Origin of the sequence: Natrinema salsiterrestre (genome assembly GCF_029502005.1) — an archaeon.
GTDB classification, from domain to species: domain Archaea; phylum Halobacteriota; class Halobacteria; order Halobacteriales; family Natrialbaceae; genus Natrinema; species Natrinema salsiterrestre.
Genome location: NZ_JAMQOT010000007.1, coordinates 93,860 through 107,891 on the forward strand (window position 1 = coordinate 93,860; position 14,032 = coordinate 107,891).

Genomic DNA, 14,032 nt, shown 5'->3' on the forward strand with positions numbered 1-14,032 from the left:
TGCGCTCGATCGCCCGTCGGTTCTCGTCGCGTCGAATAGCGAAACCGCGATCAGCAGGTCGAGAACGCGCCATCGACGACCAGTCCGTGGCCGCTGACGAACGACGCCTCGTCGCTCGCGAGGAACAGGATCGCGTTCGCGATCTCCTCGGGTTTCCCGAGCCGCTTGAGCGGGTAGTCCGCCGCCATCTCCTCTCTGGCCGTCTCCGGGTCCTCCTGCTGTGCGAGGTAGCCCTCGAGCATCTGGGTCTCGGTGAAGCCGGGACAGACGGCGTTGGCGCGGACGCCGTAGGGGCCCGCTTCGGCGGCGACGGTTCGCGTCATGTTCAACACGGCGGCCTTGGTCGTCGAGTAGGCGGCCTGTTTGGGGAGGCCGAGGATGCTCGCCAGCGAGCCGACGTTGACGATCGAACCCGAGCCCTGCTCTTTCATGTGCGGGAGCGCCGCGTCGCAGCCGTTCCAGACGCCCTTGATGTTGATGTCGATGACGAAGTCCCGGATGTCCTCGTCCAGGTCCTCGAGGTTGCCGCCGGGGTGGCCGGTGCCGGCGTTGTTGACCATCACGTCCAGACCGTACTCCTCGGCGATCGCGTCGACGACCGCGTGGAACTGCTCGCTGTCGGTGACGTCGAGTTCGTGGAACTCGGCGTCGCCGCCGTCTTCCTCGATGGCCTCGGCGACGGCCTGCCCGCCCTCGGTATCGATGTCCGTGACGATGACGCGCGCGCCCTCCTCGGCGCAGCGTTCGGCCGTCGCCTGCCCGATTCCCGACGCCGCGCCCGTGATAACTACTGTCTTGCTGTCGAGTCGCATAGATTCGGTATCGGCCGGCTCCTACATAAATTCGTTCATAATTTCCGATTTCATCGATGGGGTCGTTTACGAAATCAGCGTTACGAGCGAACGCTGGTAAATGCCCCATCGGAGGGGATCGATTCTCCCCGCAGATCGGTCAGCCGTTCGGACGCCTCCCAGCTGCCTCCCGGGACCAATACGTTGATCCGACGGATGCCCGTTGCCGAACGATATATGGCCGAGTTCGGTGGCCGCGTTCGGAGCGTGTGGCGGCGGACGCTGTCGCTCTCGTGGCCGATCGCGATCCAGCAGACGTTCAATACGCTGATGCGCACGGTCGACCTCGTCGTCACCGGCCTGTTCTCGCCGGCAGCAGTCGCCGCCGTCGGGCTCGCGGACCTCTACGCACAGGTCCCGCTGCGAATCGGACTCGGACTCGGGAGCGGTGCGATCGCCCTCTCGAGCCAGGACACCGGCCGCGGTGCGGAGGCGACCCGCGATCGGGCGATCACGCAGGCCCTCCTCATCGGATTCGCCGCTGGAATTCCGGTGACGATCGTCGGCCTGACGCTGTCGGAGCCGCTGATCGCCCTGCTCGGTGCCGAACCGGACGTCGTCGAGATAGGTGGGCGCTACCTTGCGCTGGTCCTCGCCGCCGCGCCGATGCGTATCGTCGGGCTCGTCGGCGCGCGGTCGTTGCAGGGGACCGGCGATACGCGAACGCCGATGCTCGTCAACGTGGGCGCGAACGCTATCAACATCGCGGCGACGATCGGGTTGGGACTCGGTCTCGGCGTCCTCCCCGAACTGGGCATCGTCGGCGTCGGGCTGGGGACGGCGATCAGCCGGACGGTCGAGGGCGGCGCGATCACGGTCGCGATCGCGACCGAGCGGACGGACCTCTCCTTCGGACGCCCCCGGAGTTTCACGATCACGCGCCAGCTCGTGGCGGTGAGTCTCCCGAACGTCGCCGAGGGAATGAGCACGTCCCTCGCGAACTTTCCGTTCAACGCGCTCTTGCTCACGTTCGGGACTGACGTGACGGCGGCCTACCACATCGGTCGTCGCAGCTATCAGCAGGTCAGCGGCCCGCTCTACCGCTCCTACAGCGTCGCCGCGAGCATCGTCGTCGGACAGGAACTCGGCGACGGTCGCCCCGACGACGCGCGGTTTTCCGGACTGGCGATGACGGCGCTCAGCGTCCTGACGCTCGGCCTCGCCGGCGGCATCCTGATCGTCGACGCGTCCCGGATAGCGGGACTGTTCACGGACGATCCGGCCACCCTCGAGTACGCCGCGACCTTCACTCGCGTGTTCGGCGTCTCGATGTTCTGGTTCGGGTTCTTCTTCCCCCTGTCGGGGAGTCTCCGCGGTGCGGGCGACACGCGGACGCCCTTCTACGCTCGGCTGACGGGAACCGTCGGCTTTCTGCTCGGCTGTTCGTATCTCGTCGGTGTCACGTTCGGTTACGGCCTCCCCGGCGTGTACGCCGGGATCATCCTCAATTACGCGTGGTGGACGGTCGTCGTGGGGGCGGGATTCCTGTGGGGCGACTGGGCCGATACGGCGGCGACGATGATGTCCGAGCGCGCGAGCGATACCGGCTGACCCCCGTTCGATCGCGATCGTGCGCTGGATGGGTATCCCCCGGCCCATCTCATCTAATATAGTTGGCTATTCAGATTAGCTTTCGAGTAGATTACATATTCCCATCAACGTTCTCAATAGTTCTCGCTGTACGGAGTACCGGCCATAGTGTGCCCGAAATAGGACAGGGAGAGAGCGCGAAGAGCTCGAGAAGAGATAGAAAACTTTACGAGTCATGAAAAGCGTGCAATCGAGGTTTTGACCTCTCAAAAAGCGGGAATCTGGATCGATTCGCGAGCAATGCGATTTCGATATTATCGTTTATCGTATTATAGCTGAAGTTTTACATTAGTCGCAGATATCGACCACCAGTCCGGCCGCACGATCCGCGCTCGAGCGCTCGAGGCATCGACTGAGACATCCATCCCGATCGCAACGAGCGCCAATCGAATTACGACCATATGGCTGTAATAGGAATTCGATATCGGACTGCGGACGGTCGGTGCTACTGAATCACCGCTGCGTCGGTAACCCGATTACGGCCTCGAGTAGCGTTCACTGTGGTTGAACGGCTACGAGAACATCATGTTCACTTCGATCGTGTTCGCCGTCGACAGCAACTGGGTACGCAGGTCGTGTTCCTCCCACTCGTTCTCGAGACGATGGTGGGGTCCGGCGACGGTGACCGCCCCGAAGACGGTCCCGTCGTTGCCCAGGATCGGTGCGCCGATGGCGCTGATCCCGGGCAGGTACTCTCCGCGGTTGTACGTGACTCCCTCGTCGCGAATCGTCGCGAGTTCGTCGAAGAGGACCTCTCGATCGGTGATCGTCTCGTCGGTAAACGCGGGCAGTCCCCACTGGTCGATAATCTCGTCGACTCGCTCCTCGGGGAGGTGGGCGAGCATCGCCTTGCCGCCGGCGGAGCTGTGGAGATACGTGTGCGTCCCGACGTCGATGTCGCTGGTGAACGAGCGGGTCCCCTCGCTGACGTTGATCACCGTTCCGAGTCCGTTCTGGTGTGTCGAACAGAACACTCGTTCGCCGACTCGCTCCGACAGGTCGGCGATGGGTGCGTCGGAGGCCGCGTACAGCGGCTCGGCGTGCTTGACGTGTTCGCCGAAGGAGAGCAGTCGGAGGCTCAACCGGTATTCGTCGCCGTCCTGCACCACGTACCCTTTCGACCGCAGCGTCGTCAGGTGGGCGTGAACCGTGCTCTTGGCCAGCCCGGTCCGCTCGGTGAGCTCGGTGACGCCGGCCCCCTCGGCCTGCCAGAGCGCCTCGAGGATGTCTAGCGCTTTCACCACCGCTTCGATCCGATTCCCTTCGCCCTCGCCTGTTGTTCCCATACATCACGTTCAACGAAACGAACTAAAACTGTTCCGCTCTGCTGAACGTCGTTCGTCACCGAAAAAATGGATCCGGATCGCGAACGACCGTTTCCGACGGTTATTCGTCGGATATCGTGCACCTGGGCGTTTCTGTGGTGGTTGAAAGCTCGTCACACGGTAACGTTTAAGTGGGACGTTATGTAAGACGGATTATGGACTTCAGCGAACCGTCCGAAGCCGTGCAGATCAAGAAGGCTCTCGACGACTTCATCGATCAGGAGGTCGCTCCGCTCGAGAACGAGTACGATCAGTTCCTCGGCGCGGACTACGAGAAGGAGATCGTCGACGACGAGCACCGACAGGTCCCCGAGTACCGCAATATCGTCGAGAAGATCCGGAAGAAGTCCGTCGAGGCCGGCTTTTACGGCATGACGATGCCCGAGGAGGTCGGCGGCGGCGACGTCGACATCCTCACGCGAGCCATCGTCGGCGAGCACATGGCCAACCGGCCACCCGGGTTCGCCAGCGCCATTTTCGGCGGTGCCGGCGGCCCGACGCCCATCCTGCTGAACTGCGACGAGCGCCAGCGCGAGGAGTACCTCGAGCCGCTGATGGACGGCGAGATCACGACTTGCTTCGCGCTGACGGAACCGGGCCACGGCAGCGACGCCCACCACATGGATACGCGGGCGGAGAAAGACGGCGACGAGTGGGTGATCAGCGGCCAGAAGTGTTACATCACGAACGGCCCGTACGCCGACTTCGCGATGGTGTTCGCTCGGACGAGCGGGGAGGACGGTGATCTGGGCGGGATCACTTGCTTCCTCGTCGACAAGGACAACCCCGACTTCGAGGTCGGAAAGATCCACCGCGCGATGGGGATGACCCCCGGGACGCACTCCGAACTGTACTTCAACGACTGCCGCGTCGGCGAAGAACAGGTGCTGGGCGACGTCGACAAGGGGTTCCAGTCCGCGATGGACTGGATCGGCGGCGGTCGGATCAACATCGCCGCCGGCTCCGTCGGAACGGCCCAGTTCCTGCTCGATATGTCGGTCGAGTACGCCCGCGAGCGGGAGACGTTCGACAAACCGATCGGTCACCGACAGGGGATCTCGTTCCAGCTGGCCGAACTCGCGACGGACATCGAGCAGGTCCGCCAGCTCTACCGCTACGCCGCCTGGAAGATGGACGAGGGCGAGCGGGCCCGCAAGGAGGAGTCGATGGCGAAGCTCCGCGGCGCGAAGCTCGCGAACGACGCGGCCGACATCGCGATGCAGGTCCACGGCGGTGCCGGCTTCATGAAAGACCTTCCCATCGAGCGCAACTATCGATCGGCTCGCGTGTTCCGGATCTTCGAGGGGACGGACGAGATCATGAAACGGACGATCGCCCGCGAACTCATCTGATCGTCCACGATGGACGACTCGACGCAACGGGACCCCGTCGCAGTCGGCTCGCAGGTCTCCCGGCTGGACTTCGACATCGAGTGGCCACCGAAACACGCCGCCGCGTACCTGATCGAGGAACCCGCGCCGATCCTGATCGACACCGGCGATCCGGGGGACCGCGCCGAAACGACGATCCGCGAGGGACTCGCTGCGAGCGGGTACGACCCGGCCGATATCGAGGCGGTCGTCGTCACCCACCCTCACAGCGACCACATCGGGCAGGTACCGCTCCTGCGCGAGGCCGGGGCCGCGGTGTACGCGCCGCGGCCGGTCCTCGAGCAACTCGAGCGAGACCCCGACGACCTCGCCGCGGGCGTTCGCGAGATCGGTCGCTCGACGGGCTACCACGGCGAGGCGATCGATCGTGCAGTCGAACAGGCCCAATCGTCCCTGCGACGCAATCGGCGCTTGCTCGCACCCGAAGCGGCGGTCCCCTTCGAGTTCGACGAGCCGTTTTCAGTCGCGGGTCGCGAATTCGAACCGATTCACACGCCCGGCCACCAGATTCACCACGCGAGCGTGGCAACGGACCTGAACGGCGAGCGCGTCCTGTTCAGCGGCGACGCGCTCATCGAATCGTTCCGACCCGGCGCGATCCACGTCGGCATCGATTACGGGGCCTACGACGCCGTCGAGGCCTTCCACCGCGCGATGGACCGACTCGAGGAACGCGATTTCCACCGCGTCTTCCCCGGCCACGGCCCGGTCTTCACCGATTACCGCGGAGCCATCGAGACGACTCGGTCGTCGCTCGAGACGCTCACCGGGGAGGTCCTCGAGGCGGTGACGGCCGTCGGTCCCGCACCGCCCACGGAACTCACGCGCCACCGCGTCGGCGAGACGAGACATCCGGCGCAGTTGCTCGACACGCTGGGCGCGCTCGGCACGCTCGAGGAACGGGGGCGAGTCGAGTACGAGGACCGCGACGGCGTCCGCTACTACTCGTTCAGGAAGGCCTCGCCGTGATCGAGGGGGAGGACGACGCGGTCCGCGATGCCGCCGTAGGTCTCCCGGGCCGCCGCGAGCAGTTCCTCCGGCGGCGCTTCGATCGCGAACGTCGACAGCATCTCGTCGGTGATCAGGTCGGCCATGTCGTCCCAGCGCTGTTCGTTCGAGAGGTCGTGTAACTCCTCGCCGACGGAACGCCAGCCGTGGTGCTCGAGCACGTCGTGGTAGGTGCGCGTGCTCCCGTAGAAGGCGATGCGCCGGCGTACCTCTTCCCGCGATCGCTCGCGCTCTTCGTCCGTCTCTCCCGTCACGACGAACGGGCTCGCGGAGAGGGCGACGTCCTCGAGCGAGCGATCGCCGCGATCGGCCCCCTCGGCGACGGTCGGGGCGACGACCGCGTCGGTGTAGCCGGGCGTGTTGAACGGGTGCATCGCCAATCCGTCGCAGAGCTCGCCGGCGAGCCGGATGTTGTACTCGTTGACGCCAGCGATGTAGATCGGGACGTCGGGGTGATCGATCGGTCCGGGATCGAACGTCTCGGTCATGAGCGAGAACGAGTAGTGGTCGCCCTCGTAGTCGAGTTCGGCGTCCCCCTGAAACACGTCGAAGATGTGCCGGAGCGACTCGACGACCTCGCGCAGCCGCGGTCCCGGCGACTCCCAGTCGACGCTAAAGCGGCGCTCGTTGTGGCCTTTGACCTGCGTGCCGAGGCCGAGCACGAACCGACCGTCCGTGTATCGTGCGAGATCCCAGGCGGTGTAGGCGAGCGCCATCGGACTGCGAGTGAAGGCGAGCGCGATGCGCGTTCCCTGTTGGATCTCGTCGGTCCGATCCGCGATCAGCGGATGCGGGAGGAACGCGTCGTTGTCGGTTTCGGGCGTCCAGACGCCGTCGAAACCGAGCTCTTCGGCGCGTGCGGCGGCGCGGCCGGCGTCGCCCGACAGTCCCGGTACCATGGCGTCAATGCGAAGGTCTGACATACACGGTGGTCGACGAGAGAACCCTTCAATCTATGGACGCGTTGGGCAGCGGGGTCGCGGATAGAACGCGAGCGCGACCCACCCGCTCAGACGACGCGGTTCTCGAGGGCCTCGCCCTCGCGAAACCGCTCGTAGTTCCGGACGAAGACGTCGGCACACCGCTCCCAGTAGTGGGGCGTGCTTCCGGCCACGTGCGGCGTCACGAGCACGTCCCCGCGGTCCCAGAGCGGCGACTCCTCCGGCAGAGGCTCCTCCTCGAAGACGTCCAGCGCGGCGCCGCCGAGTTCGTCGGCCTCGAGCGCGTCGACCAGCGCGGGCTGATCGACGACCGCGCCGCGGGCGATATTGACGAGAATCGCGTCGTCGCGCAGGGTCGCGAGGGCGTCCGCGTCGATCAGCCCCCGCGTCTCGTCGGTCAGCGGACAGGCGAGCACGAGATAGTCGCTCTCCGTCAGGACGGTCTCGAGGCCGTCCGGCCCGTAGATCTCGTCGACGGCGTCGGGCGCGTCGGTCGGATCGCGTTTGGTCCCGATCACGCGGGGGTCGAACGGCCGGCAGTAGTCGGCGACCTGCGAGCCGATCGCGCCGACGCCGACGATGCCGACCGTTCGATCCCCGAGTTCGCCGCCCGTGTACCGCTTCCACTCCCGCCGTTGCTGCTGGGCGACCGCGCGATCGAAGCGCCGCTCGAAGTGCAGCAGGTAGCCCAGCACCTGCTGCCCGATCGGTTTCGCGTGAATCCCCGAGACGGTCGTCAGCGCGACCCCGCGGTCGGTCAGCGCGTCGTAGTCGTAGAAGTCCGTGCCCGCGCTGAGCGCCTGGATCCACTCGAGGTCGGCGGCCGCCTCGGGCACGCCCTCGGGAAGCCGATGGGTGACGAGGACGTCCGCGTCGGCGACGAGTTCCGCGAACTCGCCCTCGCTCTCGGCGTGCTCGAGGTCGATGTCCGGCCGCCGCGCGCGGATTTCCTCGGTGACGATCGGTCCGCCGCCCGCGAGGACGTAGGGAGTGACGACGACCGTCACGCGCTACTCGTCCCCCGACTCGTCGCGCTCGGTGCTCCCTTCGTCCCCGCCCTCGAGCTTGTACTTCTGTATCTTCCCGGACGTCGTTCGCGGGAGTTCGTCGATGAACTCGACCTCGCGGGGGTGCTTGTAGGAGGCGACGTTGTCGAGGAAGAAGTCCTTGATCTCCTCCCTCGTGACGTCCACTCCGGGTTCGACGCCCGGTCCGGTGACGACGTAGGCCTTCGGCACCTCGTTGCGCCGCTCGTCGGGGATGCCCACAACCGCGCCCTCGGCGACGGCCTCGTGTTCGGCGAGGAGCTCCTCGAGTTCGCTGGGGTAGATGTTGTAGCCGGCGGAGTTGATCATGTGCTTCTTCCGGTCGACGATCTCGTAGTAGTTGTCCGCGTCGCGCCGGGCGATGTCACCGGTGCGGAACCAACCGCCTTCGGTAAAGGCTCGCTCGGTCGCCTCGGGCATCCCGTGGTAGCCCTTCATGACCTGCGGGCCGCGGACGAGGAGCTCGCCCTCCTCCCCGACGGGGACCGTCTCGCCGCTCGAGTCGACGATCTTGGCCTCGGTCATCCGGGTCGGCTGGCCGATGGTGCCGTGCCGGAGCCCGAACGTCGAGCCGCTCTGGGAGTGGGTCGCGCCGTTCGTTTCGGTCAGCCCGTACCCCTCCGCCATGTCGACGCCGGCGACCGCCTCGAACTCCTCTTGCACGGCGACGGACATCTTCGCACCGCCCTCGCCGGCGGACTCGAGGCTGGTGAGGTCGTATTCGCCGAACGCCTCGCTGTTGATCATGTCGACGTACATCGCGGTGACGCCGACGTAGTGGGTGATCCCCTCCGCCTCGATCAGCTCCATCGCGGCGTCGCCGTCCCAGTTGGCCGCGCTCCGCAGGTAGACGCTCCCGCCGCGGACCAGCGGCTGCCACGCGGTGTGAGTGAAGCCGGTGATGTGGTACAGGGGGAGCCAGACGAGGCTGCGGACGTCCTCGTCGTCGATCGCACCCTCTTGAGAGAGCACTGAGAACGTCTGCGCGCGGAAGTTACGGTGAGTGAGCTGGACGCCCTTGGGCTTGCCCGTCGTTCCGGAGGTGTAGGGCAACAGCGCGACGTCGTCGTCGGCTCGTTCGACGAACGTCTCCTCCCCCCGGACGTCCTCGAAGGCGTGGACGTCGTTCTCGTCGCCGTCGGCCTCCGTCCCGACCGAGATGACGATCGGGTCCCAATCGATTTCCGCGAGCGCCTCCTCGAGGAACGGCTCCAGCGCCTCGTGGGTGAGCACCGCCGTCGCTTCGGTGTCCTCGAGCTGGTAGGTCAGCTCTCGCTTGCGGTACTGTGGATTGACCGGCGAGACGATCGCGCCCGCCTTGAACGCACCGAGCGCGCCGATCAGGTAGGGCGGGCAGTTCGGGAGGTACTGCAACACGACGTCGCCGGGTTCGATTCCGAGATCGGCCAGACCGCCGGCGAACCGCGAGCTTTCGGCCTGCAGTTCGTCGTGGGTCAGGGTTCGACCGTGGTACTCGATCGCCTGGGCATCACCGTGGTGGCGCGCCGTTTCGTCGTGTAACTTCGCGACGTTCCCTTCTCTCGCACTGTCGGTAACGCGTGCCAAATCCATGGGCCACGATATCACGGTACGATATAAAATAGTACCTTTCGTTCGGTGGCGAGCCGGCGTCGGACTCGAGCGGGCAGGCGGCCGTCGCGACCGTCGGGCCCGTTTCGAAGCGGGTTCGATACCCCGTCCGGTATCGGCCGGTGCGCGGGCGGGCTCGCTCGAGGACGGGTGCTCAGTGGCTACTATCGTCGAGGAGGGCGGTCGCGGTCCCGGTCAGCAGCGTCTCGCCCTCGGTCGTTCGCGCCTCGAGTTCCGTCTCGACCGTCCCCGAATCGCGATCCACCTCGACGACGTCGCCGGTCGCGACGACGGTGTCGCCGGGGAAGACGCGCGACTGGAACCGCAGGCCGAAACTCGCGACGTCGGCGAGATCGAACCAGTCCGTGACGACCCGCGAGGCGATCCCGGCGGTGAACATCCCCTGGCCGAAGACGCTCTCGTTGCCCGCGGCCGTCGCGTAGGGCTCGTCGTAGTGGATCGGGTTGAAATCGCCGCTCGCGCCCGCGTACTTGACGAACTGTCGGCGCTCGAGGTCCTCGACGACGACCGTCGGGCCGGTGTCGCCGACCGCGAGGTCGTCGACCGTGCGGACGCGGTCGAACTCGTCGGTCGTGTCCGACGGCGCTGTCGACTCGGCGTCGGCGGCTCCGCCGTTCGTCGCTGCGTCGGTGTCGTTCTCGGGTTCGTCACTGCCGTCGCCCGCATCACCGTCGCCGTCGTCGACCGCCCCCTCCGTTTCGATCGCGGTCGATCGGTCGGTCAGGACGAGGTCGCCGTCCCGCGTTCGGTACTCGGTCTCGAAGACGGCGAAGGTCATCGTTCCCGCGCGGCCGCCCTCGCGCTGGAAGACGTCCGCGAGGGTGGTCGTCCCCTCGAGGACGTCGCCGACGTAGATCGGGCGCTCGTACTCGTGGGCCTGCTCGCCGTGGAGGACGTACTCCGGCTGGAAGCCCAGATCGAAGCCCTTGCCCTCGACGTCGGCGGGCGTGTACCGCGGGAACCGGGCGACCTGCGTGTAGGTGAGCGGCGCGGGCACGCGGTCGTGGCCCCGTTCGGCGGCGGCCGTCCCGTCGCGGAAGACCGGATCGTCCGAGGTGATCGCTCGAGCGAACTCCTCGACCTTGCCGGGATCGATGCGGAACTCCTCGGCGGTGACCCGGGCGTCACCGACCATCGCCTCGAGCTCCGCGAGTGACTTATTCGGCATCGGTGTCCTCCGTGGCTCGAGCGGTCGCCGTCGGCTGTTCGGTCGGTGCGTCGGCGCGGTCTGGGAGTCCGTGGTGGCCGCGTTCCATTGCCACCACCGTTTGCACACGACTGACATAACAGTACCCCTCTCGGGCGCTCCAATCGCCACTGGAACGATGTGACACTGATCGAAACGCCGTCATGTGATCGGGTATGCGGTGAATTTCGGTGACTACTGTCGTGATCGGGACTCTCGCTCGAGAGAGTCACCGGCCGGACACTACCGTCGAAACGGAAACGAGCGTCCTGCTATCGTGGCAACAGGGAGTGGCCACGCCCTCCCCAACCGATTCGGTCAGTCACGTCCGTTCCTTCCCTCATCCACTGGAAGACGCTCCGCGCCTTCCAAGCCTTCGCTCACGAAGTTCGCGAAGACCTCGCGCAATTTCGGCCCGCGTCTCACTCGTCGTTCGACGCGGTCCAGCGCGCGCCACCGCACGGCGGATGGTCGAATAGCTTATACCGGCGGTCGATGAACCCGTAGACGCTCATGGCAGTGACTATCACACTCGGCTCGAGCGAACGGTCAGTCGAACGCGCTGCGATCGCGGAGGGACGGCGATGACGACCGCCCAGTTCGGCGTCGACGGGGAGACCGTAATCGTGACCGGCTCCTCGAGCGGGATCGGGAAGACGATCGTCGAGCGGTTCGCCGCCGACGGTGCGAACGTCGTCGTCACGTCTCGGGACATCGATAACGTCGAGCCGGTCGCCGAGGCGATCAACGAGAGCGAGCGGCCGGGCGAGGCGATCGCGATCGAATGCGACGTGACGGATCGGGAGGCGGTCCAGCGGCTCGTCGACGAGACGGTCGATGAATTCGGCGGCCTCGACGTCCTGATCAACAACGCGGGGGCGAGCTTTCAGGCCCCGCCCTCGGAGATCAGCGAGAACGGGTGGAAGACCATCGTCGACATCAACCTCCACGGCACGTTCCACTGCTCGCAGATCGCCGTCGAGCACATGCGCGACAACGGCGGCGGCCGGATCGTCAACTTCGCCAGCGTGGCGGGCACCCGGGGCTCGCGGTCGATGAGCCACTACGGGGCGGCCAAGGCCGGCGTCGTCAACTTCACCACCTCCGTCGCGGCCGACTGGGCCGAAGACGGGATCTGGGTCAACTGCATCGCACCCGGGCTCGTCGCGACCGAAGGCGTCCGCACCCAGATGGGCGTCGAGGACGACGCCGACGAGATCGCCCGCACCACGCCCGACCGAACTATCGGCAAGCCCGAGGAGGTCGCCGATCTCGCACAGTTCCTCGCCAGCCCCGCCTCCTCGTACATGGTCGGCGAAACGGTCACGATCAAGGGAATACCGCGCCTCGAGGAGTAACGCGGCGACCGCTTGCTTCGAGGATCCCGTCCCGAGTCTTCGTCTGCGCCGACGGGACGAGCGCCAGAACCTGTTCCCTGATACCAGTACCCATATATTTTTCAGGTCGAGCGACAAACCACGGGCAACATGGAACTCGATATCGTCTCCGCGGAGACGCTTTTGGAGCCGCCCTACGACGGGAACGTCGCCAACTTGCTCGAGCGATCGATCGCGGAACAGCCGGACGCGGTCGCGATCGAACACGCCGGCGAGACGATCACCTACCGGGAGTTCGGGGATCGCGTCGCGCGGTTCGCGAACGGGCTCCGGGAACTCGGTCTCGAGGCCGGTGATCGGGTCGGCGTCTACATGCCCAACGGAATTCCCTTCTGTACCGTGATCTGGGCCTGCTGTCGCGCCGGCGTGATCGCGAGCCCGCTGAACCCGGAGTACCGCCGCCGCGAGATCGAGTATCAACTCGACGACGTCGACGCCGAGGCGGTGATCGTCGCGGGCGACGCTAACGACTACGTCGTCGAGGCCGTGGCGGGCCTCGAGGCGAAGATCGTCAGCGCGACGCCGGGGGGCGACCACGCGTCACTGCCGGATCTCGCTAGCGACGCGAACGCCGCCGTCGCCGACCGCGAGGACGACGACGTCCTCCTCCAGCCCTACACCTCGGGGACCACCGGCAAGCCCAAGGGCGTCCTGCTGACCCACCGCAACTTCCGGGTCCAGATCGCACAGAGCGTCTCGAGTTACAGCGCCGGGCCGATCGAGGGAGACGGCATCATCGTCCTCCCGATGTACCACATCACGGGGATGATACAGATGATGGCGTCGCTCTGTGCCGGTCGGACACTGCACCTGCTCCGGCCCGATCAGTGGGACCCCGAGCGGGTGCTCGCCAAACTCGACGAGCACGATATTCCGGCCTTTACCGGCGTCGCCGCGATGTTCGTCGATCTGCTCGAGGCCTACGAGCCGGACGAGCACGACCTGTCGACGCTCATCAAGGCGGGGCAGGGCGGGGACAAGCTCCCGAAACCCACTCAGGAGCGCTTCGAGGAGGCGTTCGGCGTCCCGCTCTCGGAGGGGTACGGGCTGACGGAGACGACCGCGACGTCCCATACGATCCGGTGGTCCTCGCTCGGCAACAGGCCCGGCAGCGTCGGGCAACCCGTCGGCCACACGCGCTCGAAGGTCGTCGACGAGGACGGGAACGAGGTCGGTCCCGGCGAAGAGGGCGAGATCCTCATCGCCGGCCCGCAGGTCATGAAGGGGTACTACGAGAACCCCGAGGCGAACGAGGCGGTCTTCACCGAGGACGGCTACTTCCGCACCGGCGACATCGGGACGCGGGACGCGGACAACTACTACTACATCAAGGGCCGCGAGAAGGAGATGATCCTGACCGCGGGCTACAACGTCTACCCCCGCGAGATCGAGGATCTGCTCTACGAACACCCTGACATCCACGAGGCGGCGGTCTTCGGCCTCCCCGACGACCGACGGGGCGAGACCGTCGCCGCCGCGATCACGCCGAAAGCGGGCGCGGACCTGACCGAGGACGACGTCGAGGCGTACGTGCTCGACGAACTCGCACCGTACAAACACCCGCGGGTCGTCGAGATCCGTCCCGAGCTCCCGAAGACGGGGAGCGGCAAGATCCGCAAGACGACGCTGAAAGACGAGTTTCTCGAGGAACGCGGCATCGAATCGTGAGCCACTTGTACGCGAGCG

Annotated in this window: 11 protein-coding genes; 5 read left to right on the forward strand and 6 right to left on the reverse strand. The window is 66.2% G+C overall.

Going from position 1 to position 14,032, the window contains the following annotated elements; genetic code table 11:
• Positions 1 to 50 precede the first annotated feature (50 nt).
• Positions 51 to 812 carry an SDR family NAD(P)-dependent oxidoreductase gene (locus tag NDI89_RS18160; RefSeq protein WP_277523559.1) on the reverse strand — a complete coding sequence of 254 codons (762 nt, stop codon included), beginning with the start codon at positions 810 to 812 and terminating at the stop codon, positions 51 to 53.
• Positions 813 to 1,028: 216 nt separating this feature from the next.
• Here NDI89_RS18160 and NDI89_RS18165 point away from each other — a divergent pair, with 216 nt between their 5' ends.
• Complete coding sequence (locus NDI89_RS18165) at positions 1,029 to 2,402, forward strand: MATE family efflux transporter (RefSeq protein WP_277523561.1); 1,374 nt, start codon at positions 1,029 to 1,031, stop codon at positions 2,400 to 2,402.
• Positions 2,403 to 2,953: 551 nt separating this feature from the next.
• On the opposite strand, the gene NDI89_RS18170 is transcribed toward NDI89_RS18165, so the two are convergent.
• Positions 2,954 to 3,727, reverse strand: a complete 774-nt coding sequence (locus tag NDI89_RS18170; protein ID WP_277523563.1) for an IclR family transcriptional regulator — start codon at positions 3,725 to 3,727, stop codon at positions 2,954 to 2,956.
• 194 nt (positions 3,728 to 3,921) lie between these two features.
• On the opposite strand from NDI89_RS18170, the gene NDI89_RS18175 reads away from it, so the two are divergent.
• Together NDI89_RS18175 and NDI89_RS18180 are read left to right on the forward strand one after the other, a co-directional pair.
• Positions 3,922 to 5,118, forward strand: a complete 1,197-nt coding sequence (locus NDI89_RS18175; protein ID WP_277523565.1) for an acyl-CoA dehydrogenase family protein — start codon at positions 3,922 to 3,924, stop codon at positions 5,116 to 5,118.
• A 9-nt stretch (positions 5,119 to 5,127) separates the two neighbouring features.
• On the forward strand, positions 5,128 to 6,126 hold the full coding sequence (locus tag NDI89_RS18180) for an MBL fold metallo-hydrolase (protein ID WP_277523567.1): 999 nt from the start codon (positions 5,128 to 5,130) through the stop codon (positions 6,124 to 6,126).
• On the opposite strand, the gene NDI89_RS18185 is transcribed toward NDI89_RS18180, so the two are convergent.
• The 4 genes from NDI89_RS18185 to NDI89_RS18200 form a co-directional block, all read right to left on the reverse strand.
• Positions 6,099 to 7,088, reverse strand: coding sequence for a TIGR03617 family F420-dependent LLM class oxidoreductase (locus NDI89_RS18185; RefSeq protein ID WP_277523570.1), 990 nt, complete (start codon positions 7,086 to 7,088; stop codon positions 6,099 to 6,101). The two genes, NDI89_RS18180 and NDI89_RS18185, sit on opposite strands and share 28 nt — an antisense overlap.
• Positions 7,089 to 7,174: 86 nt before the next feature.
• The gene (locus NDI89_RS18190; protein ID WP_277523572.1) at positions 7,175 to 8,113 is read right to left on the reverse strand and encodes a D-2-hydroxyacid dehydrogenase; all 939 of its coding nucleotides are present in this window, start codon (positions 8,111 to 8,113) and stop codon (positions 7,175 to 7,177) included.
• Between the two features lie 3 nt (positions 8,114 to 8,116).
• On the reverse strand, positions 8,117 to 9,724 hold the full coding sequence (locus NDI89_RS18195) for a class I adenylate-forming enzyme family protein (RefSeq protein ID WP_277523574.1): 1,608 nt from the start codon (positions 9,722 to 9,724) through the stop codon (positions 8,117 to 8,119).
• 172 nt (positions 9,725 to 9,896) lie between these two features.
• The gene (locus NDI89_RS18200; RefSeq protein ID WP_277523576.1) at positions 9,897 to 10,931 is read right to left on the reverse strand and encodes an FAS1-like dehydratase domain-containing protein; all 1,035 of its coding nucleotides are present in this window, start codon (positions 10,929 to 10,931) and stop codon (positions 9,897 to 9,899) included.
• A gap of 602 nt (positions 10,932 to 11,533) precedes the next feature.
• Between NDI89_RS18200 and NDI89_RS18205 the strand changes: the two genes are divergently transcribed.
• Positions 11,534 to 12,307: an SDR family NAD(P)-dependent oxidoreductase gene (locus NDI89_RS18205; RefSeq protein WP_277523578.1), complete on the forward strand. Its 774-nt coding sequence runs from the start codon at positions 11,534 to 11,536 to the stop codon at positions 12,305 to 12,307.
• 129 nt (positions 12,308 to 12,436) lie between these two features.
• Entirely contained in the window at positions 12,437 to 14,014 is a 1,578-nt protein-coding gene (locus NDI89_RS18210) for a class I adenylate-forming enzyme family protein (protein WP_277523580.1), read from the forward strand.
• Positions 14,015 to 14,032: the final 18 nt, after the last annotated feature.